The organism is uncultured Methylibium sp. (genome assembly GCF_902826655.1).
Taxonomy (GTDB): Bacteria; Pseudomonadota; Gammaproteobacteria; order Burkholderiales; family Burkholderiaceae_C; genus Methylibium.
This window is the reverse complement of the sequence record NZ_CADEFR010000001.1, coordinates 198,979-221,029: the sequence shown is the minus strand read 5'-3', so window position 1 is coordinate 221,029 and position 22,051 is coordinate 198,979. Positions and strand designations below refer to the sequence as shown.

The window sequence follows — 22,051 nt, the reverse complement described above, 5'->3', positions numbered from 1 at the left end:
TGTTGCCGGCCACGCCGAGGTTGCTGCCGTGGATGTGCAGCGGGTGCGGCACGCCCAGTTCCTGCAGCGCGCGCGCCAGCGTGTGCACGATCTGCCGCGGCGTCACCTGCCAGTGCGCGTGCTGCTCGTCGACGTCGAGCTTGCGCTGGTTGAACTTGAAGGCCGAGATGCCGCCGGGGTTGACGACCTTCACGCCCAGCGCCTTGGAGGCGTTGATGGTCCAGCCGACATAGTCGCGGATCGTCTCGAAGTCCTTGCCTTCGGCGATCAGCTGGAGCATCAGCTCGTCGTTGCCGAGCATCACGTAGGCGCCGTGGTCGAGGATGGGCGTGTCGCCCATCTCCATATGGGCGTGGCGCGCGTTGGCGGCCAGCATCGCCGGCTCGAAGGCGGCCGTGTAGCCCATCTCGGCGTAGCGGTAGCCGGTGGCCAGCGTGCCGGGCGCGCAGTGGCCGCAAGAAGCGAGTTCCAGCGGATTGATCGGCAGCGCGATCGGGTCGCGGTTGAGGCGGTGGTCCTCGGGCAGCAGCATGCGCGCGAGGTTGATCTTGCCGCCGCCGATGTGGCTGTGCAGGTCGATGCCGCCGGCCATCACGACGCAGCCGGCGGCGTCGATCTCCTCGCCGACGGCCTCCTGCGGATGGATCTCGACGATGCGACCGTCGCGGAGGCCGAGGTCGCGTACGGCGTCGATGCCGTGTTGCGGGTCGATGACGCGCCCGTTGCGGATGCGGATGCTGCTCATGTCTTGAGCGCCCTCACGCGCGCCGTCAGCGCCTTGGCCACATCGGCCACACCGGGCAGGCCGTCGTCACGCACCGGCTCGAGCGGCAGCACGACCGAGCTGTCGGTGCGGAACAGGTGGCCGCTGCCGCCGAGGCCCGGCGTCGCGACCGGGATGAACACGCCGCGTGCCGGCGCCGCGACACCCGGGCCGCCGAGCACCACGGTCGGCAGCGCGCCCGGCGGGCACGGCGGCTCGGTGCCGAAGCTGGCGACCCACAGCAGCGCGTCGACCGCGCCGTCGTCGATCAGCGCCTGCGCGCCGTAGCGCAGCGGTTCGTGCTCCAGGCCCAGCGGCCCGGCGCGGCTGCGCAGCGGCAGGCCCGACAGCCAGGTCCAGGTCTGGTTGACGCTGGACGCGCCGTCGCCGCCGCCCAGCGGCAGCAGCGCGGCGCGCGTGCTGCGGTTCAGCGTCGCGACGGCCTGGTTCAGCGCCTCGACGATCAGCGTGCCCTGCGCAGGCAGGCGCTTGGACTCGAACATCAGCACCGCGTAGCGCGCCGCGCGCAGGCGCTCGGCCAGCGCGGCGATCGCCGGCGGCGCCGCGACGCGCCGCTGCGCGATGCAGGCCGCCAGCAACGCGACCGTGTCGAACAGGTCGCCTTGCAGCGGCACGCTGCTCGCGTCGATGCCCGCCCGGCCGGCCAGCACCGGATCGGCCGGCGCGCCAATGAAGACGATCTCGCGCTGCGCGACCAGGCGCTCATCGTCACCGCGGCCCACGCCGAGGCGACGCCAGATCTCCGGCAGGTTCTCGCGCGGCGACTCGCCGATGCAGACGATGAGGTCGGCGCGGTTGCGCACCTCGGCCAGCGTCGTCGTGAACTGGCCGCGGTCCTGCAGTGCGCGCAGCGTGTGCAGCAGCGCCTCGCCACCGGCCGCATCGCTGATGGCGCCGGTGGCACAGGCCAGCGGATACAGCGCGCGGGCGCCATCGACGTCGGTGCCCAGGCCGCCGAACAGCGGTTGGCGCGCGGCGGCCAGCAGGCGCGCGGCAGCGTCGAGGGCAGCGTCCGCGGAGGCCGGCTGCCCGTCGATCGTCGGCGTGACGGTCGCGCTGGCGCAGCGCGCCAGCGATGCGGCAGCGCGCGGGCAGTCGCTGCCGACGAGGGCCAGGCCGTCGGGCCCCTGGGCCAGCGCGTAGCCATCGCACAGCAGCGGGCAGAACGGACAGGTCCAGGGGGTGGCGGCGCTCGGCGTCGGGCTCATCCGTGCAGTGTGCTGCAAAGCGCGTGCCCTATTCTGCACAGCCGTGCCGACGCGGCGCGCATCGCATCGACCCTCAGACGATGACGCGACACTGTGTCGCCGCGGCCGGATCGGCCGCCTCCCCGCCGGCACACTGTGTCGCGAGCTCGCGCAGGGCCGCGCGGTCCAGCCGCCCGTCGTGCAGCGCCGATGCCACCAGCCAGGCCTCGGCCCCGGCCGCCGACGCGGCCCGCAGGTCGGCCGCATCGCGCACGCCGCCGGCGCCGACCAGGCGGGCCTGCGGCGCGCGCTCGCGCACGGCGGCCAGCGCGTCGAGATCCGGGCCTTCGGCGCTGCCGACGCGGTCCAGCGTCATGACGATCAGCCGTTGCGGCCAGCGGTCCGGCGTGGCCCAGACGCCGGCGCGGTCGAGCGGCAGGCCGCCGCGGCGGTCCAGCGACAGCAGGCCCTGCGCCGGTGTTGCGAAACAGCGCAGCAGTTCGTCGGCGGAGCGCAGCGACTCGCTGGCATACACAGGGATTACGCGGGCCGCCCCGGGCTCCAGCGCCTGCCGCAGCGCCTCGAAGTCGGTGCGGGCCGCGAAGCCGGCATCGAGCCACAGCTGCAGCGCCGGCTGTGCCTGCAGCAGCGCGGCCAGGGCGCCGACCTGCACCGGCCGGCCCTGCAGGGCGTCCAGGTCGGCGACGTACAGCGTGTCGGTGGCACAGTGTTCGCATAGGGCCTGGGCCACGGCGGGCGGTGCAGCGCTGTGGCACAGGGTCGACACGACGGGTCGGTAACGCTGCCGCTCGCCGCGAACGGCGCGGACCACCCGGCCTTCCAGAAGGTCGATGACCGGAACGATGTGCATCGGATGACAGCCAGCAGGATCTTCGTCTACGAGTATCTCAGCGGTGCCGGGCAGGGCGCCGACGCCGATCGCGAACTGCAGGACGCGGGCCGGGCGATGCGCGACGCGCTGGTCAACGAGCTGGCCCTGCGGCCCGGCCTGGGGGTCGCCTACGGCTGTGCCGCGGGCGTCGCGCCGGCGCCCTTCGGCAGTGCACTGCGCCCGCGCGCGGGCGAGTCGGCCCTCGACTTCGTGCGGCGCGAGGCGCCGCGCCACGATCGCGTCTGGGTCGTCGCGCCCGAGAGCGGCGGCGTGCTCGAACGCATGGCGATGCTGGTCGACCCCGCGCGCTGGGTCGGCTGCGGGCTCGAGGCGATCCGCATCGGCGCGTCCAAGAGCGCCACGCTGGCGCGGCTGGCGGCGCAGGGGCTCGCCACGCCGCTGGCCTTCGAGGCAGCGGCCGACGCCTGGGTCGTGAAGCCCGACGACGGTGCCGGCACGCTGGACACGCGCCGCCATGCGAGCCGCGCCGCCGCCGAGGCCGACCTGCAGCAGCGCCAGGCGCGCGGCCTGCCGGCCACGCTGGAGCCCTGGGTCGAGGGCGAGGCCCTGAGCCTGTCGCTGCTGTGCCGCGACGGCGACGCCGAGCTGCTGGCCATCAACCGCCAGCGCATCGCCGTCGATGCCACCGGCGTGCTGCGCGACGAAGGCGTGCGCGTCGCCTGCATCGGCCGCGGCGACGTGCTCGCCGCGCCGCTGGCTGCGCTGGCACGCGCGGTCGCGCAGGCGATCCCCGGGCTGCGCGGCTACGTCGGCGTCGACCTGGTCTGGCACCCGGTGCGCGGCCCGGTGGCGATCGAGGTGAACCCGCGGCTGACCTGTTCCTTCGTCGGCCTGTCGGCGGCGCTCGGCCGGTCGATCGCCGCCGAGGTGCTGGCGCTGCACGACGAGGTCGCCGATGCCGCCGCCTGATGACCACCACCCCCGTTGCGGCTGCGCCGCTCCCTCTCGAGGGGGCGCCGCTGGCGGACCGGCGGAGCCGGCTCCGCGGCGGCCGCGCGGTAGGCCGGTTCGTGCGTCGCGCCGGGCGTGGAGCGGCATTGATGTCTGAATCTACCGTCATCGGCTGGGACATCGGCGGCGCGCACGTCAAGGCCAGCCTGGTCGAGCGCGGCGTCGTGCGCGACGTCGCCCAGTGGCCCTGCCCGCTGTGGCAGGGCCTGGACCGGCTGGAGATCGTGCTGGCGGCCGCGCGCGAGCGCTGGCCGGCGAGCGCCGGCGCCTCGCATGCGATCACGATGACCGGCGAGATGGTCGACCTGTTCGAGCACCGCGAGGCCGGCGTGCTGGCACTGGCCGACGCGCTGGAGGCCTCGTTGCAGGGCCCGCTGGCCTTCTATGCCGGCGAGCGCGGCTGGTGCGCACCGGGCGATGAGGTCGCGCAGGGCTGGGAGGCCATCGCCTCGGCCAACTGGCGGGCCACCGCCGAGCTGGCGGCGCGCGGCATCGACGAGGGCGTGCTGGTCGATGTCGGCAGCACCACCACCGACCTGATCGCCCTGCGCGGCGGTACCGTGCAGGCGCGCGGCCGCAGCGACGCGGCGCGGCTGGCCAGCGGCGAGCTCGTCTACCAGGGCGTGGTGCGCACGCCGCTGTGCGCGCTGGCGCCGCGCATCGCCTTCGGCGAGCAGCGCTACAACGTGATGAACGAGTTCTTCGCCACCACGGCCGACGTCTACCGCCTGACCGGCGAGCTCGATCCCGCGCACGACCAGCACCCGGCCGCCGACGACGGCGCCAAGGACGCCGCGGCCACGCGACGCCGGCTGGCCCGCATGATCGGCCTGGACGCGCGCGATGCGTCCGACGACGCGTGGCTGGATTTCGCGCACGCCTGGCGCACCGCCCAGCTGACCGAGCTGTGCGGCCAGCTCGAACGCGTGATCGCCGCCGCCGGCCTGTCGCCCGATGCGCCCGTCGTCAGCGCCGGCTGCGGCGGCTTCCTCGCGTCCGAACTGGCGGCCGCCCTGGACCGGCCCTGCCTCAGCTTCGCGTCGCTGGCGCTGGACCGCGGCGCGGCCGACCGCGGCGACGAGCTGTTGCGCTGGGCCCAGGTCGCGGCGCCCAGCGTCGCGGTCGGGCTGCTCTTGCCGAAGGCAGGCGTCTGATGTGGGTCGTCAAGCTCGGCGGCAGCCTGTCGCGCGATCCGCTGCTGCGGCCCTGGCTGGACCTGCTGGCCGAGCTGGGCGGCGGGCGCGTGATCGTCGTGCCCGGCGGCGGTGCCTTCGCCGACCAGGCGCGCGAGGCGCAGGCCTGGTGGCGCGTCGACGACCTGGCCGGCCACAACATGGCGGTGCTGGGCATGGCGCAGACGGCGATGCTGATGCGCGGACTCTGCCCGGCGCTGCAGCCGGCTGCCGACGAGGCGCAGATCCGCCAGGCCCTGCACCGCGGCCAGCCGGCGCTGTGGGTGCCGCTGGACCTGCTGCGTCAGCAGGCCGGCGAGCTGACGCACTGGGGCGTCAGCTCCGACAGCCTGGCGCTGTGGCTCGCGCAGCGCGTGCACGCCGAGCGCCTGATCGTCGTCAAGTCCTGCGCCATCGACCCGGCGCTGTCGCTCGACCAGCTGGGCGAGGCCGGTGTGCTGGACACCGAGTTCGCGGCCCGGGCGCGCAGCGCCGCCTTCCCGATCGAGGTGCTGCACAAGGCCGAGCTGGCGCGAGCCCGCGCGCGGCTGCTCGACGACACGCTGAGCTGCCGGCCGTACGCCGCCTAGGGCCTGCCGAGGGCATCGGAGCCGCCTGCGCCCTGCGGCGCGCGGCTACAGTGAATGCGGAGTCTTCATGCCGACGCTCCCCGATCTGCTCTATGTGGCGCTGTTCGCCGTCGTCCTGCCGGCCTGGGACTACCTCGTGTTCTGGCCGGCGTTCCGACGCCAGTCACGGGCCGACCCGGCGCAGGCCCGCCGGCGGCTCTGGAGGCTGGTCATCGCCGGCGCCTGGCCGCTGGTCGCCGTCGGGGCGGCGCTGTGGATGGCGAACGACCGGTCCTGGGCGTCGCTCGGCTTCGTGCTGCCCGAGGGCTGGCGCTGGTGGGCCGCGGTCGCCTTGTGCCTGCTGCCGGCCGCGTACTACGCCTATGCGGTCGCGGCGCTGGTCCGCAGCGCCGACGCCAGGGCGAGCGTGCGGCAGCAGCTCGGCGGGCTCGCCGCCGTGTTGCCGCACACGCGGACGGAGCTGCACTGGTTCGGTGGGCTGTCGCTGACCGCAGGGTTCTGCGAGGAGTTCCTGTATCGCGGCTACTTCGTCTGGGTCTTCGCGCCGTGGCTGGGCTGGTGGGGCGCCGCGGCGCTGTCCCTGCCGTTCTTCGCGGTCGCGCATGCCTACCAGGGATGGAGCGGTGTGCTTCGCACCGGAGTCGTCGGCGCCTTGTTCACGCTGGTCGTGGCGATCCTCGGCTCGCTCTGGCCGGCGATCGTGCTGCACGCTCTGGTCGACCTGGGGTCGGGGGTGATCGCCTGGCTGGCGCTGCGCGAGGGCTCGGCAGGCACCGGGGCGGAGCGCGGGGAGTCCGACCGTCGAAGCGCCTAGACCGTCCTAGGCGGCCTGCGCGGCACCGGCCGCGCCGCGGTGGCCGGGCGCATCGGCCGTGCCCGGCGGCTCGTGCACCGGCGGTCGCGTGCGCGGCGCCTGCGGCGCGAGCTCGAAGCCGATGCGCGTCAGCCCCTCGCTCGACGTCGCCTGCGTGCGGCCCTCGTGCATGCGCGCGATCGCCGCGACGATCGCCAGGCCCAGGCCGTGGTGCGAACCGCCGTCGGGTCGCGACGAGTCGACGCGGAAGAAGCGGTCGAAGAGCCGCGGCAGGTGCTCGGGGGCGATCGCCGCGCCGCGGTTCTCGACCGTGATCCGCACCGCGGCCGCGGGCTCGGGGCTCTCGATCACGATCTTCAGCGTCGAGCCGGCCTCGGCGAAGCGCGTCGCGTTGTCCAGCAGGTTGGACACCGCGCGCTTGACCAGGCCCTCGTCCACCGCGACCTGCGCATCGCCGTCGACCTGCACGCGCAGGCCGCGCTCGTCGAGCGCGGCCTCGTGGAACTCGGCCACCTCGGACAGCAGCGTGGCCAGGCTGCGCGTCGCGCCGCGGCGCGCGCCGACGCCGCGGTCGGCGCGCGACAGGAACAGCATGTCGTGCACCAGCGTCGACAGGCGCTGCAGCTCCTCGAGGTTGGACTGCAGCGTCTCGCGCATGTCGGAGGCCGCCCGCTCGCGCGACAGCGAGACCTCGGTCTGGCCGATCAGGTTGGCCAGCGGCGTGCGCAGCTCGTGCGCGACGTCGGCGTTGAAGTTCTCCAGCTGCAGGTAGGCGCGCTCCAGCCGCTCGAGCATGGCGTTGAACTGGTCGACCCAGGGCTGCAGCTCCTCGACCGGCGGCGCCAGCACGAGGCGGCTGCCCAGCTGGTCGGGCTGGATCTCGCGCGTCTGGCGCGCCAGCTCGCGCAGGGGCGCCAGGCCGCGGCGCACCGTGACCAGCGCCGCGACGCCGATCGCCAGCGTACCGACCGGCACGACCACCGCGAGGATCAGTCCCAGCCGGTGCAGCAGCTCGGCGTCGTCGTGCGCGTCGACCACTAGGTGAAAGCGCAGCGGCTCGGGCAGCGCCGTGCCGAGTCGGGCCTCGAAGCGACGCTCGACCACGTGCGGCGACAGCACGAAGGGCGGCTGGTCCGGGTCGCGGTAGACCCGGGCGCCGCGCGCATCGGTGATCTCCAGGCGCGTGCCGCTGCGGCGCATCGCGTAGGCGGCGGCGCGCTCGGCCGGATCGGCGCCGTCGGCGGCGGCCTTGCGGGCGATGTCCAGCACCTTCTGCACGCGCAGGTCCATCAGGTGCTGCTGGGCCTGCGCGACCTGCATGCGCACCGCGAAGAAGACCAGCAGGCCCAGCAGCGACAGCCCCACGGCCGCCAGCCCGGCGAGCTTCCAGGAGAGCCGTCGCCCGATCGAGTACGGGCAGGTGCTGCGGTCGAGCGGCTTCATGCGCTGCGATCCTCGAGCACGTAGCCCATGCCGCGCACCGTGTGCAGCAGCTTGGGCATGAAGGGGTCGTCGAGCTTGGCGCGCAGCCGGCGCACCGCGACCTCGACCAGGTTGGTGCCCGAGTCGAAGTTCATGTTCCAGACCTGCTCGGCCAGCGTCGTGCGCGACAGGATCTGGCCGCGCCGCCGCAGCAGCAGCGTCAGCAGCTGGAACTCCTTGGCGCTGAGCTCGATGCGCTTGCCGGCGCGCTGCACGCGGCGGCGTTCGAGGTCGAGCTCCAGGTCGGCCAGCCGCCACGAGGTCGGCGGCCCGGCGGCGGGACCGGCACTGCGCCGCAGCAGCGCGCCGACCCGCGCCAGCAGCTCCGAGAAGGCGAAGGGCTTGACCAGGTAGTCGTCGGCACCGTCCTGCAGGCCGCGCACGCGGTCCTCGACGCGCTCGCGCGCCGTCAGCATCAGCACCGGCAGCTGGCCGCGGGCGCGGATCGCCTTCAGCACCTCGAAGCCGTCGAGCCCCGGCAGCATCACGTCCAGCAGCACCAGTTCGTAGCGGCCCTCGCTCGCCAGGTGGCGGCCCTCGATGCCGTCGCGCGCGACGTCGACCACGTGGCCGTTCTCGGTCAGCCCGCGCTGCAGGTAGTCGGCGGCCTTGGCCTCGTCCTCGATGATCAGCAGTCGTGCCATGGCAGGGTCGGTGGGACTCGTGCCGATTGTCCGCCGACGCGGCGGCGGCAGGGATTACGGAACCGTCATCCGCGCGTCGGGGCCTTGTGCGGTGGCCTGCCTAGATTTCACGGCGTCGACTTTCCGACACCACCAGGAGATCACGATGACGACGACCCGACGCCTTCTTCTTGCGGCCGCCGGCCTGCTGGCCGCCGCGGCGGCTCACGCCGCGCCGAGCGCGGCCGAGATGGAGCTCGGCATGGCGCTGCCGGCGCCGCGCGTGGCGATGGCCCGCGCCCTGCCGGCCGTGACCTGCACGCCCTGCGAGCAACTGCGCGCCGAGGTCGACGAGGCCCGGCGCCTCGGGCTGCTGGAGCGCGGCCGCCAGGAGGCGACCTGGACCGCGGCCGAGGTCGATCGCGTTCGCCAGGCCGGGCTGCGCGCGGTCGGCGCGCGCTGAGCGGCCGGGCTCAGGCCGGCGCAGCCTCGTTCGCCGGCCACGTCAGCGCCGCGGCGAGCCGCTCGACGCGTGCCGCGTCCAGGGCGCCGGTCCGTGCCCCGTCGCAGACGGCGCTGCGAAAGCCGGCGAAGTCCGGTGCCAGCGCCTGCAGCCGCGGCAGGTCGGCGGCGCGCAGCGCACCGGCCAGCCCCGACAGCTTGCCGTGACGGCGGACCTGCTCGACGAAGCGCCGCAAGGGCGCGTCGTCGAGGCGCTCGAGCAGGCTGCCCTGCAGCTTGTCGGCGGTGTCGAGCATCAGCGCCGGGAACGGGCCTTCGCACGCGGCCGAGATCAGCGCGGCGTCGACCCCCGCGTCGGTGATGAACACCGGGACGATGGCCTCGCGTCGCAGCGCAAGCCGGGCCAGCAGTGCGTGCGCGCCGGGCGCGACACCGACCTTCACGTAGTCGACGCCGCAGGCCGCCGTGAGGTCGACACGCTCCAGGACCGCGTCCACCTCGTGAGGCGCGAAGTCGCCGACGGTCGCGCTGACCGGCCGTCCCGGATGGCGCCGCCGCAGCGCCGCCACCACGGCGCGGATCGTCGCCGGCGGCAGGGCGCCGAGCGCGCCCGCGCGTGGCTCCTTCAGGTCGATGAAGTCCGCGCCGGCCGACGCGGCGGCCAGGGCCTCGTCGACATCGCGCACGCTGACCAGCAGCTTCATCGCGCCGCGCCCTCGCGATGCTGCCTGACCGCCTGCTGCAGCCAGCCCCAGGCTTCGCGCTCGTCGGGACCGGCGGTCTTGTCGATCGCGATCTGCAGGTAGGCCATCTCGCCATCGACCTTGTCGGCCGGCAGCATGTGCAGGCGGCTCACCAGCACGGCGCCCTCGACCACCGCGGCCTGCGCGCGGTTGAAGCCGGGGAAGGGCGCGTGCGTCACGTCGAGCGCGCGCGCCAGGGTCAGCGTCGGCCGTTCGGCATGCGCGTCGTCGGCGACGAGTTCGAGCTCGCTGTGGGCCAGCGCGCCGGCCAGGCGCAGGCCGGGGAGGCGGTTCGTCGGAACGAGCGGCGGCGTGCCGAAGGGCGCCGCGCCGAGCCAGCGTGCGCACACGCTGCTGGCGAACACGCGCGTGTCGGTCGTCAGGTTCAGCACGGCATGGCCGGTGGCGCGGATGTTGTCGAGCGTCGCGCTGGGCTTGAAGGGCATGAGCACGACCTGCGCGCCGCGATAGCGCACGCCGAAGGGTGCGACGTGCGCCGTCCCGTCGGCATCGACGGTGATGATCACCGCCTCGAAGATCTGGTCGTTCATGAGGCCTTCTTGTGGGTCAGCGTGCTGCCGGGGGCGCACCAGCCGTCGGTGTCTTCACGCTCGCGCCGCACCGCCACGCCCCAGTCCAGCGGCTGGTCCTGCACATAGCGCTTGCCCAGCTTGAAGGCGATCTCGGCGCGCGCCAGCTCGACGCCCATGTAGAAGGCGTGCGCCGCGTCGTCCTCCAGACCGAGCTGCGGCCACAGCGCGAAGGCGTCCTGCGCGCGCCGCACGCCGTCGCGGTTGTAGACATGCAGGCCGTCGGCCGCGACCTGCACCCGGAAGTTCGGGTCCTTGACCTGAAGCGCGGTGGCCGCGATCTCCTCGGGCGTGTCGGGGAAGGGGCGCTTGTCGTGCGCGGTCATCAGCGCGTCGCTCAGTCCCTTGGGCAGCTGGTTGTGGCGGGCGGCGGCGTGCATCACGCGGCGCGCGACGTCGGCCTCGGCGACCGCGCGCCGCGCATGGCGGCTGACCTCGGTGGTCAGCACCGCGGCCACGTCGAGCTCGGCGCACAGGCCGAACAGCAGCGCGTTGATGCCGCTGGTGTCGGCCTCGGTCAGCTCGGTGACGTTGCCGATGCCCATCATGATCGGCGCCTCCGGGAAGCGCGCGCGCAGCGCGTGGTAGCGCACGATCGAGCTCGTGAAGCCGAAGGGGATGGGGTCGAGGATGGGGTCGGCGAGGTAGGGCTTGCCGCGCGCTTCCATCGCCTCGATGGCGGTGTACAGCGTCGCCATGTCCGACTGGTCCTCGGCGATCAGCACCGGCACCGCCTCGACCTCGTCGGCGACCCACAGCGTGCTGGCCTTGAGGCTCAGCAGGTAGTCGGCGCCGGCGCGACCGCCGCGCAGCAGCTCGTCGGTCAGCATCGAGTCGACGCTGACCTCCAGCCCGGCGGCCTTGACCGCCTTCACGCAATCTTCCAGATGCGGGAAGGGCGTGGCCGGCAGGCAGCCGATGTCGATGACGTTGGCGCCGTCGGCGGCGTAGGCGCGCGCGCGCTCGACGACCTGCTCGACGCTGAGCCGCGGCGCGTCGACGATCTCGGCGAAGATCGCGACGCGGTACTCGTCGAGCGCGATCGGTGCGGCCTCCCGGTCGAAGAAGCGCGGCAGGTCCTTCAGCTCCTCGGGGCCGCGCTGCACCGGGAGGCCGAAGTGATCGCGCAGGCCTTCGACGTCGCCGCGGCAGCGGCCGGGGACGATGATGCGATCCGCCGCCACGGGCGGGGCCACGCGCCGCCGGATCATGTCGGCCGTCATCAGCGCGGCGACCTGCAGGCCGATCTCGCGCACCTCGTAGGCGAAGGCGGGCGGCTGGATGCTCGCGAGCACGCGCTCCAGGTTGGCCTGCGCGAGCCGGCCGGTCAGGAAGACGATGCGTTCCATGCGAGCTTCAGCGTCTGCAGGCGCGCGTCGAGCGCGGCCTCCAGTTCGGCCGGCGAGGTCAGCACCGTGCAGAAGTCGATCGCGCGCAGGCGCTCGACGTTGTCGAGCTCGATGCGCCGCGGGCGCAGCGTCAGCCACTCGGTGGCGTGGCTGCGCGGCGCCTTGGTCACGACCACCGGCTCGGTGTCGCAGGCGAACACCAGGCTGGGCACGCCCAGCTTGCCGGCCTGCGCGAACAGGTTGGTCGGCAGCGTGTCGCTCAACCCGTAGGCGCACTTGGCGACGGTGTTGCTGGTGGCCGGCGCAATGACCACCGTGTGATAGGCCTCGGCGTAAAGACGCCCGACCGGCACCGAGCTGGCGCTCTTGTCGCGGAACACGCGGAAGCGCTCGCGCAGCCACTCGAGCCGCATGCCGTACAGCGGCAGCACCTCGTCGGCCGCGGCCGACAGGAACAGGTCGACCTGCGGCAGCCGCTGCGCCAGCGCCATCGACTCCTCGAGGTAGTGCCCCGAGCCGGTCACGCACCAGGCGAAGCGCGAGCCCGGCGCGTCCTCGCTGGCCGGCGCGTGCTCGTCGCCATAGTCGGCCGCCCACCGACGGGCTTCGTCCCCCACCAGCGGCCGCCGCGGATCCGGCTCCGCCGGGCCGCCAGCGGCGCCCCCTGGGGGGAGCGGCGAAGCCGCAACGGGGCGGTCAAGCGTGGGAGAGGGCGATGTGCAGCTTGTGGAGCTTGCGGTAGAGGGTGTTGCGGCTGACATCGAGCGCCTTGGCGACATTGCTCACGTTCCAACGGTGGTCCTCGAGCAGCTGCAGCAGGACCTCGCGCTCCTTGGCCTGGATCGGGTTCATCGGCGGCAGGGCCGGAGCCTCGCCATTGTCGGCGCTGGTGGCATCGGCCGCGGCGGCCGGGGTCGTCGGGCGACCCGCCGCGCGCAGCGAGACCAGCTCGGCGCTGCCGATCAGCCCGTCGTCGCCGACCAGCGCCAGCGCCGTGCGCAGCACGTGGCGCAGCTGGCGCACGTTGCCGGGCCAGGGATGGGCCTCGAGCGCGGCCTGCGCCTGCGGCGACAAGCGGGCCGTGCCGCTGGACTCCTGGGCCAGCAGGTCCTCGATCAGCGCGCGCTTGTCGCTGCGCTCGCGCAGCGGCGGCAGCTGCACCTCGAAGCCGCACAGGCGGTAGTACAGGTCCTCGCGGAAGCGTCCCTCGGCCACCATCTGCGCCAGCGGGTGGTGGCTGGCGCTGACGAGCTGGAAGTCGACCTCGACCGTCTCCTCGGCGCCCAGCGGCGTGACCCGGCGTTCGTCGAGCACGCGCAGCAGCCGCGCCTGCAGCGGCAGCGGCATGTCGCCGATCTCGTCGAGGAAGAGCGTGCCGCGATCGGCTTCCAGCACCTTGCCGCGCCGGCCGCTGCGCAGCGCGCCGGTGAAGGCGCCGGCGCGGTAGCCGAACAGCTCGGCCTCGATCAGCGTCTCGGGCAGGCTGGCGCAGTTGACCGCGACGAAGGCGCCGGCCGCCTTGGGGCTGGCGGCATGCAGCGCGCGGGCGAAGACCTCCTTGCCGGAGCCGGTCTCGCCGTGCAGCAGCACCGGGATGTCGCGGGCGATGGCGCGACGGGCCTGGTCCAGCGGGCCGGCCAGGCGCGGCTCGCCGACGCTGCGCGCCGTGCCCGGGGTCGGCGTCATGTCGCGCCGCGGCTCGGCGCGCGAGGGCAGGCTGCGCGAGCGCGCCGTCGGCGCCAGACCTGCCAGGCCGCCGCCGCGCAGCTCGTGCGCCTCGATCTCCGACGCCGGCGGGCGCGCCACCACGAAGAAGCGGCTCTGGCCCTGCGCCCCGAAGCTCACCACCGGATGGAAGGCGCTGCGCTGGCAACGCTGCACGATGTCGTCGAGCCGCGTGTGGAAGAGTTCGTCGAGCCGTCGCGCCCGCAGCTCGGCCACCGAGCGCAGGCCCAGCTGGAACAGCGCGCTGCGGTTGCCGGCCAGGATGCGGCCTTCCTCGTCGAGCGCGAGCTTGCCTTCGTGCAGCGTGTAGACGAACTCGGGCCGGCTGTGGAAGTGCAGCAGGTGGGCCTCGGGGTGGCGAAGTTCGAGCAGGCGGTTCTCGATCATCTGCGCCGTCATGCCCAGCAGCACCAGCGAGTGCTGCTGCTGCAGGCTCGAGCGGCTGGTCACGTCCAGCACGGCCGTCATCTGGCCCTGCGGGTCGAACACCGGCACGGCCGAGCAGGTCAGCGAGGTCAGCTGGGTGAAGAAGTGGTCCTCGCGCCGCACGGCCACGGGGCTGGCCGCGACCAGGCAGGTGCCCATGCCGTTGGTGCCGGCCTCGGCCTCGCTCCACACCGCGCCCACATGAAAGCCGAGCGGCGTCACGTCCTCGGCGAACGCGGGCGAAGCGACCATGTGCAGGATCACGCCATCGGTGTCGGTCAGTACCACGGCCGACTCGGTATCGGCCAGCTGCTGGTACAGCGTCGCCATCTCGTAGCGCGCGCAGTCGATCACGTCGGCCAGGCGCGACTGCCGCTGCGCCAGCTCGGCCGGTATGACCACCGACGGGTGGCGCGGGCGGTCCGGGTGCAGGCGATGCTGTTCCAGGCAGCGCGTCCAGGACCGCGCCATCACGTCGTCGTCCTCGGTCGCGCGCAGGCGCACCGCGTCGAGGATGCGATGGGCGTGCTGGCCGGCCTCGCGCAGCGAGACCGGGCCGCGCGGCGGCAGCGGCTGGACCGTGCCGCGGGAAGTGGGGTCACCCGCCGGAAGGCGGTTGCTGGTGCTGCTCATGCTGTCCCCTTGTTTCTTGTGCGGACCGGGCGCGATGGGGCCGGGTCCGGGTTGCCCCCAGGGTGGGGCGCGACGCCGGACGCGCGCAGCCTGTCCCCCTGTGGGTCAATCCGTCTCGATTCTGGCGCGGCGATCTCGTCGGGCTAAAGGGGGTGGAAGCCCGGGGAACAGCCCCCAAGTGTTCCAAAATCTGGCATGGTCCGGCTCTTGCAGCCCGGCGCGGACCCTGCTGCAACGCCTGGCAACACCTGCATTCCCGGAGCCGCCCTTGATCGCCCATCGTCCCCATCTCCAGCCGCCGCTGGCCGAGCCCGGCAGCGACGCCCAGCCGCTGGACCTGATCTTCATCGAGGGCTTCACCGGCCAGACGGTGATCGGCATCCACGACAGCGAACTGCACCGCCCGCAGACGATCCGCATCGACCTGACGGCCGGCGTGCCGCGGCCCCGCGCCTGTGACACCGACCAGATCGGCGACACCATCGACTACGGCGTGGTGCGCGAACGCCTGCAGCGGCTGCTGAAGGAACACCGGCTCACGCTGCTGGAATCGTTCGCCGAGACGATCGCCGAGATCCTGCTCGGCGAGTTCGGCGCGCACTGGGTGCGGGTGGTCGTCGTCAAGCCGAAGAAGTTCGACGATGTCGATTCGGTGGGCGTGGCGATCGAGCGCCGGCGTCCGGCCGAATCCCCGGGCGGGCGCGGCGCGACCGTGCTCTCGCTGATCGGCGCCGGCATGGTCCCCGGGCGCTGAACGGCGCCCATGCAAAAAAGCCGACCGGGTGACCGGTCGGCTTTCTCGTTTCGGTGTGCAAGCCGGCGCGCTACGGCACGCCGGACACCGCCGGCGCCTTACTTGGCGGCGAACGGGTGGGCAGCGCTGCCCTTCTTGGCCACGACTTCGCGGGCGGTCGGCGAGCCGGACACGGCGCGCTTGATCGACTCCTTGACGGCCTGGTAGTTGTAGTCCTGGATCTTCTTGTCGTCTTCGGCCATCCAGTGGATGAACACGCCGACGCTGACGAAGAGGTTGTCGGCCTCGTCGGCCGGGATCGTGCCGTCCTCGACGCAGTCGGCGACCGCCATCGCGACGCCGCGCTGGGCCGGGCCGAACATCTGGACGGCCTGCTTGGCGCCCTTGATCGTGACCTTGTTGAACATCACGGTCGCCGGCTTGGTCAGCAGGTTGGGAGCCACCACCGCCAGCAGCGAGGTGAAGCCATCCTTGTTGTTGACCAGCGCATTGGCGAACGCGGTCTCGGCGGCGCTGCCGCGCGGGCCGATGATCAGGTCGATGTGAGCTACTTCATTGCCGTCGCCGACGAGCGATTCGCCGACCATCATCCGGTCAATCTTTGCCATGGTGAGTCTCCGTGTGCAGTTCTGCTGAGGAAGGGAAAGCACTGGGCGCGTTGCCAGTACTTCACTGAACTTACACGTTCCATGCCAGCGGCGCAATCATGGGGGAACCGGTAGTTCGGCAGCGCCGACTGCGCCAGCAATGAACAGTGTCGCCACGGTCAGGTCGGCGCTGCTGCCGGGGTTGAGTCCGCGGGCCTTGAGGCGATCGTCCCAGGCCGCGAAGGCGGGGTCGGCGCCGACCGGCTCGCCACGCTCGGCGCGCGCCAGCCAGGGCGCGGCCTCGTCGGTGACAGCCTGTGCCTGCTGCGGTCCGAACTTGCGGACAATGTGTGAATCCGGAAAGCGCCCCAGGAAAGCGAGGTAGAGCGCCTGGACCGCGGCCTCGTCGACCCGGCCCGGCCGAGGGGCATGCGTGGCCAGCGAGGCCAGGCCGAGGCCGAACAGGTCGCCGCAGGCACTGACGTACTGCAGCGCGATGCGGTCGCGGTCGGCCGCGAGGCGCATCGCCTCGAGCAGGGTCGCGCTCGGTGCGGCGTTCACGTCCTGCTGCTCGGCGCGACCCAGGCCGCCGGGGTGGGCGGCGGCGATGGCGCGGAACGCGGCGCGCGCGTCCTCGATGTCCAGGCTGTCCAGCACCTCCCGCAGGCTGCGCCGCAAGCTCGTGGCCGTGCAGGGTGCCGCGCAGCGTTCGATGGCCAGCGCGAGCGGCGCGCACAGCAGCACGATGCCGAGGTTGGTGTTGCAGCCGGCGACGGCGAGCGTGGCCTCGACCGCCGCCTCGATGCGCATGCCGACGCGGGCACCGGGAGCGAAGAGCCCGTGCCGCGCCGCGTCGGCGCTGTCGAGGAAGAGCCGCGCATCCATGCCGTGTCCCGGCGAGGCCGCGCTGACGTTGCCGGGCTTGCGCACCCCGACGTCGAGCGCGCAGGCGCGCAGGAACAGCGTGCGCGGATCCTGCGCGGCGCTCATGCGCGCCGCGCGCCGGCCGCCGCGGCCAGCTTGCGGTCGAGCAGGTCGTCGACGAGCGCGCGCGCGATCGGGAAGCGCGTCACCTTCTGCAGGCCCTGCCAGGCTGCGACGCCGTTGACCTCCAGCACCTGCGGGCCTTCGGGCGTGGGCAGCAGGTCGATGCCGGCGTAGTCCATCTGCAGCGCCGCGGCGGCGCGCTCGGCCAGGTCGGCCAGCGCCGCGTCCAGCACCGCCGGCTCGACGCGCGCGCCCTGCTTGACGTTGTGGATCCACGTCGTGCCGATGCGCCGCATCGCCGTCACCGCGCGCCCGCCGATCACCAGCACGCGCCAGTCGAAACCGGGCGTCGCGATCCCCGGCACGGCAGGCACGAAGCGCTGCAGGTAGGCCAGGCCGCCGTAGTCCTTCAGGTCGGGCAGCGGCACGTGCGCTCCGTCGACCCGGCCGACGCGCTGCAGGCCCTTGCCCTGCGAGCCGAACAGCGGCTTGAGCACCAGCGCCCGGCCGGCCGCGCTCTCGCGCGTGACCAGGCGCTGTGCCTGCGCCGCAGACTCCATCGCCCAGGTCGGCGGCGTCGGGATGCCGGCCGCATGCAGCAGCAGGCTGGTCATCGCCTTGTCGACGCTGCGCTCAATGGCGCGCGCGTCGTTGTAGACCGCGACGCCGAGTTCGCGCAGCGCGTGCAGCACGCCCAGGCGCTTGGTCACCTGCTCGAAGCTGCCGCCGGCGATGCCGCGCACGATCGCGGCGTCGGGCAGCGCGTCGCCGAAGCCCGGGATCACGAGGCCGTGCCAGGCCGCCGTGGTGTCGATGCGGCAATCCTCGAGATCGACGCAGCGCCCCTCGGCGCCGCGCGCGCGCAACGCGGCCTGCAGCTGGCGGGTGTGCCAGCCGGTTTCGTCGGTGAAGATCGCGACGCGCATCGCGGCCAGCTGATCAGGCCTCGCCCAGCCACTGCCCGCGCAGCAGCTCCAGGTTCAGCTTGCCGCCATGCCAGGTCCTGCCGGACTGCAGGCTCGAAACCCACACCTCGGCGGGTGCGAAGAGCGCGCCGTCGATCTTGTAGAAGTCGTACTCGGCGGCCTTGAAGATGTCGGCGAAGCCGCGGCCGTAGTCGCGCGAGTTGAGCGACGGCAGCTGCTGCGCCAGCGTGCGCGCGGCCGCGTCGTCGGCGTCCACGCTCAGGTGCACGCGGCCACCGTAGAGGATGGCGTCGTTGGTGCGGCCCATCGCATCGAGGCCGTCGGCGCCGGGCGCGGGCAGCGGTGCGCTGGCCACGCCGTCGACGATCGCCGCCAGCGGGAAGTGCAGCTCGTGCGCCTTGTGCAGCGCGACCTCGAGCACGCGCGCCACCACCTGCGTCGTGCCGGCGAGGCTGCGCGTCGGCGTGAGGATCAGCGTCAGCTGCTGCGGCGCGAGGCCGCAGTCGCGCAACACCTTGTCGATCACGACCTGCGGCGGCACGCGGTCGACCTCCAGCACCAGCGTGCCGCTGCGCTGCGCCGCCGCCACCGGATCGCGGTAGCCGAGTTCCTTGTACAGGTCCTCCTTCTGCGCCAGCGCGCGCGCCGGGCCCGAGCCGAGCGAGAAGAACTTCTTGCCGCCAGCCTCTTCCTTGGTCGCGCTCAGCGACCAGCCGGCGTACTGGCTGGCCAGGCAGGCCAGCACCGGCTGGCTGCTGCGCACTTCCAGCCAGGTCGGCCAGCCGGCGGTGGAGTCGGGCGCGCCTTGCGCGGCCAGCTCGACGCGGCCCAGCCCGCCCATGCAGATCTCGCCGATCAGGCGGCCGGCCTCCAGGCTGCCGGCCACGCCGATGCCGGCATCGACGATCGTCACGCCGCTGGCGTCGCGGCTGACGGCGACGCGCAGGGCGTCGGCCTCGGCGACCAGGCGCTGCACCAGCGGCTGCACGCCGGCGTTGACGCTGAGCGTGCTGGAAGCGAAGGCCGGGGCGGCGGTGGGTTCGGTCATGGCGCTCTCTCGCAGTTCATTCAAACGGGTTTCGGAGTCAGCGTGTCGCGCAGCGCCTGGCGCCGGCTCGCCAGCGCGGCACGGACCGCGTCGGCATTGTTCCCCAGCGCGCCGATGCTGCACACCGGGTCGCCGGCGGCGAAGGCGGTGCCGGCAGCCGGCAGGTCGTGGCAGTCGCCGGCCTCGGCCAGCATCGTGGCCTGCGCGGGGCTCAGGCGGAAGGCCTGGCGGGCGAAGACGATCTCGTGGCCACGCGTCGTGCCCGGGCCGCCGGCGCCTTCGACGGCGACCGGCGCATCGCCGCGACAGGCCGCGAGATGCGCGCGCACCAGCGGCCGCTCGGCGTACAGCGCCATGCTGGCGGAGGCGCGGGGGTTGATCTCGAGCAGCGTCCAGTGCTCGCCGTCCAGCAGGAAGTCGAGGCTGGCCAGGCCGCGCAGCGCGAAGCGCGCGGCCAGCCGGGCGATGGCGTCGCGCAGCGGAGCCTCGACCTTGACGGGCAACTGCAGCGGGCCGATCGCGCCTCGATAGACATGCGGATGCACACCGAGCGGCCGCACGATCAGCGCATTGAAGCCGACGAGCTGCACGCCGTCGGCCGCCGCGATGAAGAGCGCCGACATCGGCTGCCCCGCCGACTCGCGTTGCCAGTAGGGCCGGCGCGCGGCATCGGCCGGGTGCGGATCGTCGGCGCGGCGGATGTGCCAGCCGCCGGTGCCAAGTGCATCCTTGAGCAGCCAGCCGCGCGGATCGGCCGGGGGCGCGTCGGCCACCTCGGGATGCGGCAGGCCGAGTGCGTCCAGCGCCGCGAAGAACCGGGCGGGATCGCGCACGCGAGCCACCGCGTCGGGCGCCGTGCCGAGCAACGGCAACTGCGCCGCGGCGCTCGCGAGCAGCGCGGGTTCGCACTCGAAGTCGCTGCCGGCCATCCAGCCGATCACGCCGCGGTCCTGCGCCGCTTCGGCCAGGGCCGGCAGCAGGCGCGCCGCGTCGATGCGCAAGGCGGCATCGCCGACGTCGACCCAGCGCCGTGCCGCGCGCCGCGTGTCGGCATCGCCGAACACGTCGAGCGCGATCACCTCGCAGCCGTCGCGCGCGGCAGCCTCGGCCATCCACCGCGCCGAGCGGCCGGCGACGACCAGCGTCGCGCTCATTCAGGGGCTTTCGGAGAGCACCTCGCGCGCGACCGCCAGGGCCTCGGGGAAGCTCAGGTAGATCGGCTTGTCCGATTCCTGCATGCGCACCAGCAGCCGGTGCTGGGTCTGGTACTTGACGTTGCCGATCGCCAGCGCGCCGATGCCCACCGCCTTGCTGCCCGAAAGCAGCTTGCCGCTGTCCATCACGCCGACCCCGGCGATGCCTTCGGGCGGCACGGCATTCACGTCGGCCGCCACCAGCATGCGTGTCGCGCACAGGCGGTCCTGCTCGTTCAGCACCTGCACGCCGGCGGCGGCGGTGCCCAGCACCACGTCGGCGTCGGCGATCGACGCGCGGATCGCGTCCACGCCCTTGCCCGACACGCCGCTCATCGCGCTGCCGAAGCGCACGTTGGTCTCGTCGGCGGCGTGCTGCGCGGCCTCGACGCCCTGGCGGCTGGACAGGCGCACCTCGGCGCCGAGCTGCTGCGCCAGCACGCCGGCGATGCGGCCCACGGTGCCGGTGCCGCCGAGGATCACGACACGCTTGCCGGCCAGGTCGGTGCCGTGCACCTTGCGCAGCTGCGCCTCGACGCAGGCGACCATCGCCGCGGCGGTGGTGTAGGACCCGCTCGGGTCCGCCATCACCGACACGACGAAGGGCTTGACCATCGCCTTGCGCGCCGTGTCCAGCATGTCGGCCGCGAGCATCACGTCGCGCCCGCCGATGAAGATGCCGGTGCGCGCCACGCCCTTGGGCCCGCGCGAGAAGATCGCGTCCTGCGTCAGGCCGGTCACGCCCTCGAGCGTCACCTCGCTGTAGGTCGGCAGGATCTGGTAGCCGGCGTCGGCCGCCATATTGATGTCGAACGGGCTCATCTGCTTGCCCGGCGTGAACATGTGGAGGATGTAGGGGCGGTCCATCGCGGTGGCTTCCATCGGGTCGGGGGAGGGGAAAGGGAAGGGCGTCAGCGGGCGGGCTGGCTCGTGACCAGCGCCCCCGTGGCGCGAGGCGCTGCGACCTGAAGCCGCAGCGCCGGGTCGACGATGCCGGCCGCGCGGGCGCGGGCGGCCAGTGCCTCGGCGGCCTCGGCCGACGGCAGGAACGCGAAGCCGGTCGGGCCCCAGGAGCTCTGGCCGATGCCGGTCTCGACCTGCTGCGCGATCCAGTCGCAGACGCGCTCGACCGCGGCGCTGGCGTAGACGCGGCCGGCCTGCGCCGGCGCGAAATGCGAGCCGACCAGCTGCTGCACGCGGCTGACGCCGGCGGCGAAGGACGCGAAGTCGCCGGTCGCTGCGCCGGGCAGCACGCGCATCAGCACCTCGTGGCAGATCGCCGCGGCATCGGCCTGCGCAAAGCGCGGCAGCGCGGCGATCGCGCTCTTCTCGTCGCCGCCGCTCAAGCCCTGGCGCAACGGGTCGAGGATCAGCAGCACGCGCCAGTCGGCCGGCAGTTCGACGCGCGACAGCAGCGGCGCCGGACGGCCGTCCTCGCTCGGCCCGCCGTCGAGCAGCAGGCCGCCCTGGTCGAAGCCGGCGATGCCGACGCCCGAGCGCAGGCCGCGGCCCAGCAGTTGCGCGATCTGGCGCGTCGTGAGATCCAGACCGTGCAGCTGCGCGAAGGCCCGGCCGACCGCCAGCGCGAGCTGCGTGCCCGAGCCGAAGCCGGCATGCGCCGGCAGCAGCGACAGCAGCCGCAACTGCAGCGGCGTGTCGCAGCCGGTCGCGCGCTGCAGCGTGGCGAGGTAGCTCGCGGCGCGGTCGGCGTCAGCGGCAGCGCCGTCGGCATCGGGGACCGCGACCTCGACCTGCTGGCGTGCGGCAGCGCGCAGCGTCAGCGCCGTCTCGACACCGTCGATCACCAGACCCAGGCTGCCGAAGCGCCGGCCCAGCGAGCCGGAGGGGTCGAGGAAGCCCAGGTGCAGGCGACCCGGCGCATGCACGCCGACCGCACGGTCGAGCGCAGGTCGCAGCGGGGTCGGAGGGGTCATGAGCATCGGGAACGGGTCGCGGGGCGCCGGGGCAGGAAACACGCAGGGAGCAAGCGGCGTTCCCGCCGGCGCCATCCCGTGTTGCCGAGGTGCAGCGCGTCACGGGACGGGCCGACGGGGCGTGCTGTGCCAAAGCATGCACAGTGTGTCACGGCCGCGCGGGCGAGAAAAAGCCCCG

The 22,051-nt window shown here is 73.6% G+C and carries 23 protein-coding genes; 6 read left to right on the top strand and 17 right to left on the bottom strand.

Annotated elements, in window-relative coordinates; all coding sequences use genetic code 11:
- From QZV97_RS01035 to QZV97_RS01025, 3 genes are all read right to left on the bottom strand, one after another.
- Positions 1–745 (bottom strand): amidohydrolase family protein (locus QZV97_RS01035; RefSeq protein WP_295636926.1); only part of this gene is annotated, 745 nt, incomplete at its 3' end.
- Entirely contained in the window at positions 742–1,992 is a 1,251-nt protein-coding gene (locus QZV97_RS01030) for a formylmethanofuran dehydrogenase (RefSeq protein ID WP_295636924.1), read from the bottom strand. The genes QZV97_RS01030 and QZV97_RS01035, both read right to left, overlap by 4 nt.
- A gap of 73 nt (positions 1,993–2,065) precedes the next feature.
- Complete coding sequence (locus tag QZV97_RS01025) at positions 2,066–2,842, bottom strand: HisA/HisF-related TIM barrel protein (RefSeq protein ID WP_295636920.1); 777 nt, start codon at positions 2,840–2,842, stop codon at positions 2,066–2,068.
- A 3-nt stretch (positions 2,843–2,845) separates the two neighbouring features.
- Between QZV97_RS01025 and QZV97_RS01020 the strand changes: the two genes are divergently transcribed.
- The 4 genes from QZV97_RS01020 to QZV97_RS01005 all read left to right on the top strand — a co-directional run bounded on the left by QZV97_RS01020 (position 2,846) and on the right by QZV97_RS01005 (position 6,411).
- Positions 2,846–3,793, top strand: a complete 948-nt coding sequence (locus tag QZV97_RS01020) for an ATP-grasp domain-containing protein (protein WP_295636917.1) — start codon at positions 2,846–2,848, stop codon at positions 3,791–3,793.
- A gap of 131 nt (positions 3,794–3,924) precedes the next feature.
- Positions 3,925–4,989, top strand: a complete 1,065-nt coding sequence (locus QZV97_RS01015) for a hydantoinase/oxoprolinase family protein (protein ID WP_295636914.1) — start codon at positions 3,925–3,927, stop codon at positions 4,987–4,989.
- Positions 4,989–5,597, top strand: coding sequence for an aspartate kinase (locus QZV97_RS01010; protein ID WP_295636911.1), 609 nt, complete (start codon positions 4,989–4,991; stop codon positions 5,595–5,597). The genes QZV97_RS01015 and QZV97_RS01010 overlap by 1 nt, the downstream gene beginning before the upstream one ends.
- Before the next feature lie 67 nt (positions 5,598–5,664).
- On the top strand, positions 5,665–6,411 hold the full coding sequence (locus QZV97_RS01005; RefSeq protein WP_295636908.1) for a type II CAAX endopeptidase family protein: 747 nt from the start codon (positions 5,665–5,667) through the stop codon (positions 6,409–6,411).
- A gap of 6 nt (positions 6,412–6,417) precedes the next feature.
- On the opposite strand, the gene QZV97_RS01000 is transcribed toward QZV97_RS01005, so the two are convergent.
- Together QZV97_RS01000 and QZV97_RS00995 are read right to left on the bottom strand one after the other, a co-directional pair.
- Positions 6,418–7,854 carry a heavy metal sensor histidine kinase gene (locus QZV97_RS01000; RefSeq protein ID WP_295636905.1) on the bottom strand — a complete coding sequence of 479 codons (1,437 nt, stop codon included), beginning with the start codon at positions 7,852–7,854 and terminating at the stop codon, positions 6,418–6,420.
- Positions 7,851–8,537, bottom strand: a complete 687-nt coding sequence (locus QZV97_RS00995; protein WP_295636902.1) for a heavy metal response regulator transcription factor — start codon at positions 8,535–8,537, stop codon at positions 7,851–7,853. The genes QZV97_RS01000 and QZV97_RS00995 overlap by 4 nt, the downstream gene beginning before the upstream one ends.
- Before the next feature lie 145 nt (positions 8,538–8,682).
- Between QZV97_RS00995 and QZV97_RS00990 the strand changes: the two genes are divergently transcribed.
- Positions 8,683–8,979 (top strand): hypothetical protein, encoded by a 297-nt coding sequence (locus QZV97_RS00990; protein WP_295636899.1) that lies wholly within the window; start codon positions 8,683–8,685, stop codon positions 8,977–8,979.
- A gap of 10 nt (positions 8,980–8,989) precedes the next feature.
- Here QZV97_RS00990 and QZV97_RS00985 read toward each other — a convergent pair whose 3' ends face one another.
- The 5 genes from QZV97_RS00985 to QZV97_RS00965 all read right to left on the bottom strand — a co-directional run bounded on the left by QZV97_RS00985 (position 8,990) and on the right by QZV97_RS00965 (position 14,444).
- A complete protein-coding gene (locus QZV97_RS00985) occupies positions 8,990–9,682 on the bottom strand; it encodes a (5-formylfuran-3-yl)methyl phosphate synthase (protein ID WP_295636896.1) in 693 nt (230 codons plus the stop codon).
- Positions 9,679–10,272, bottom strand: coding sequence for a DUF447 domain-containing protein (locus QZV97_RS00980; protein ID WP_295636892.1), 594 nt, complete (start codon positions 10,270–10,272; stop codon positions 9,679–9,681). The genes QZV97_RS00985 and QZV97_RS00980 overlap by 4 nt, the downstream gene beginning before the upstream one ends.
- Entirely contained in the window at positions 10,269–11,660 is a 1,392-nt protein-coding gene (locus QZV97_RS00975; protein WP_295636888.1) for a DUF6513 domain-containing protein, read from the bottom strand. Before QZV97_RS00975 ends, QZV97_RS00980 begins: the two co-directional genes overlap by 4 nt.
- Positions 11,639–12,277: a flavoprotein gene (locus QZV97_RS00970; protein WP_295636883.1), complete on the bottom strand. Its 639-nt coding sequence runs from the start codon at positions 12,275–12,277 to the stop codon at positions 11,639–11,641. Before QZV97_RS00970 ends, QZV97_RS00975 begins: the two co-directional genes overlap by 22 nt.
- Before the next feature lie 79 nt (positions 12,278–12,356).
- Positions 12,357–14,444: a sigma-54-dependent Fis family transcriptional regulator gene (locus tag QZV97_RS00965; RefSeq protein WP_295636880.1), complete on the bottom strand. Its 2,088-nt coding sequence runs from the start codon at positions 14,442–14,444 to the stop codon at positions 12,357–12,359.
- A gap of 268 nt (positions 14,445–14,712) precedes the next feature.
- Here QZV97_RS00965 and QZV97_RS00960 point away from each other — a divergent pair, with 268 nt between their 5' ends.
- On the top strand, positions 14,713–15,198 hold the full coding sequence (locus QZV97_RS00960) for a dihydroneopterin aldolase (protein WP_295636877.1): 486 nt from the start codon (positions 14,713–14,715) through the stop codon (positions 15,196–15,198).
- A 98-nt stretch (positions 15,199–15,296) separates the two neighbouring features.
- On the opposite strand, the gene fae is transcribed toward QZV97_RS00960, so the two are convergent.
- From fae to QZV97_RS00925, 7 genes are all read right to left on the bottom strand, one after another.
- Positions 15,297–15,806 (bottom strand): formaldehyde-activating enzyme, encoded by a 510-nt coding sequence (fae, locus tag QZV97_RS00955; RefSeq protein ID WP_295636874.1) that lies wholly within the window; start codon positions 15,804–15,806, stop codon positions 15,297–15,299.
- 96 nt (positions 15,807–15,902) lie between these two features.
- Positions 15,903–16,775: a triphosphoribosyl-dephospho-CoA synthase gene (locus tag QZV97_RS00950; protein ID WP_295636871.1), complete on the bottom strand. Its 873-nt coding sequence runs from the start codon at positions 16,773–16,775 to the stop codon at positions 15,903–15,905.
- Entirely contained in the window at positions 16,772–17,698 is a 927-nt protein-coding gene (locus tag QZV97_RS00945) for a RimK family alpha-L-glutamate ligase (RefSeq protein WP_295636868.1), read from the bottom strand. Before QZV97_RS00945 ends, QZV97_RS00950 begins: the two co-directional genes overlap by 4 nt.
- A 13-nt stretch (positions 17,699–17,711) precedes the next feature.
- Positions 17,712–18,746 (bottom strand): methenyltetrahydromethanopterin cyclohydrolase, encoded by a 1,035-nt coding sequence (gene mch / locus QZV97_RS00940; protein WP_295636865.1) that lies wholly within the window; start codon positions 18,744–18,746, stop codon positions 17,712–17,714.
- Positions 18,747–18,766: 20 nt separating this feature from the next.
- On the bottom strand, positions 18,767–19,900 hold the full coding sequence (locus tag QZV97_RS00935; protein ID WP_295636862.1) for an ATP-grasp domain-containing protein: 1,134 nt from the start codon (positions 19,898–19,900) through the stop codon (positions 18,767–18,769).
- Complete coding sequence (locus QZV97_RS00930) at positions 19,901–20,806, bottom strand: NAD(P)-dependent methylenetetrahydromethanopterin dehydrogenase (protein ID WP_295636944.1); 906 nt, start codon at positions 20,804–20,806, stop codon at positions 19,901–19,903.
- Positions 20,807–20,850: 44 nt separating this feature from the next.
- Positions 20,851–21,873 carry a beta-ribofuranosylaminobenzene 5'-phosphate synthase family protein gene (locus QZV97_RS00925; protein ID WP_366558866.1) on the bottom strand — a complete coding sequence of 341 codons (1,023 nt, stop codon included), beginning with the start codon at positions 21,871–21,873 and terminating at the stop codon, positions 20,851–20,853.
- Between the last annotated feature and the right edge of the window lie 178 nt (positions 21,874–22,051).

Excerpts from the sequence above, each read along its gene's own strand:
- QZV97_RS01030 (WP_295636924.1), bottom strand. The coding sequence starts at position 1,992 with ATGAGCCCGACGCCGAGCGCCGCCACCCCCTGGACCTGTCCGTTCTGC.
- QZV97_RS01025 (WP_295636920.1), bottom strand. The coding sequence starts at position 2,842 with ATGCACATCGTTCCGGTCATCGACCTTCTGGAAGGCCGGGTGGTCCGC.
- QZV97_RS01020 (WP_295636917.1), top strand. The coding sequence starts at position 2,846 with ATGACAGCCAGCAGGATCTTCGTCTACGAGTATCTCAGCGGTGCCGGG.
- QZV97_RS01015 (WP_295636914.1), top strand. The coding sequence starts at position 3,925 with ATGTCTGAATCTACCGTCATCGGCTGGGACATCGGCGGCGCGCACGTC.
- QZV97_RS01010 (WP_295636911.1), top strand. The coding sequence starts at position 4,989 with ATGTGGGTCGTCAAGCTCGGCGGCAGCCTGTCGCGCGATCCGCTGCTG.
- QZV97_RS01005 (WP_295636908.1), top strand. The coding sequence starts at position 5,665 with ATGCCGACGCTCCCCGATCTGCTCTATGTGGCGCTGTTCGCCGTCGTC.
- QZV97_RS01000 (WP_295636905.1), bottom strand. The coding sequence starts at position 7,854 with ATGAAGCCGCTCGACCGCAGCACCTGCCCGTACTCGATCGGGCGACGG.
- QZV97_RS00995 (WP_295636902.1), bottom strand. The coding sequence starts at position 8,537 with ATGGCACGACTGCTGATCATCGAGGACGAGGCCAAGGCCGCCGACTAC.
- QZV97_RS00990 (WP_295636899.1), top strand. The coding sequence starts at position 8,683 with ATGACGACGACCCGACGCCTTCTTCTTGCGGCCGCCGGCCTGCTGGCC.
- QZV97_RS00985 (WP_295636896.1), bottom strand. The coding sequence starts at position 9,682 with ATGAAGCTGCTGGTCAGCGTGCGCGATGTCGACGAGGCCCTGGCCGCC.
- QZV97_RS00980 (WP_295636892.1), bottom strand. The coding sequence starts at position 10,272 with ATGAACGACCAGATCTTCGAGGCGGTGATCATCACCGTCGATGCCGAC.
- QZV97_RS00975 (WP_295636888.1), bottom strand. The coding sequence starts at position 11,660 with ATGGAACGCATCGTCTTCCTGACCGGCCGGCTCGCGCAGGCCAACCTG.
- QZV97_RS00965 (WP_295636880.1), bottom strand. The coding sequence starts at position 14,444 with ATGAGCAGCACCAGCAACCGCCTTCCGGCGGGTGACCCCACTTCCCGC.
- fae (WP_295636874.1), bottom strand. The coding sequence starts at position 15,806 with ATGGCAAAGATTGACCGGATGATGGTCGGCGAATCGCTCGTCGGCGAC.
- QZV97_RS00950 (WP_295636871.1), bottom strand. The coding sequence starts at position 16,775 with ATGAGCGCCGCGCAGGATCCGCGCACGCTGTTCCTGCGCGCCTGCGCG.
- QZV97_RS00945 (WP_295636868.1), bottom strand. The coding sequence starts at position 17,698 with ATGCGCGTCGCGATCTTCACCGACGAAACCGGCTGGCACACCCGCCAG.
- mch (WP_295636865.1), bottom strand. The coding sequence starts at position 18,746 with ATGACCGAACCCACCGCCGCCCCGGCCTTCGCTTCCAGCACGCTCAGC.
- QZV97_RS00935 (WP_295636862.1), bottom strand. The coding sequence starts at position 19,900 with ATGAGCGCGACGCTGGTCGTCGCCGGCCGCTCGGCGCGGTGGATGGCC.
- QZV97_RS00930 (WP_295636944.1), bottom strand. The coding sequence starts at position 20,806 with ATGGACCGCCCCTACATCCTCCACATGTTCACGCCGGGCAAGCAGATG.
- QZV97_RS00925 (WP_366558866.1), bottom strand. The coding sequence starts at position 21,873 with ATGACCCCTCCGACCCCGCTGCGACCTGCGCTCGACCGTGCGGTCGGC.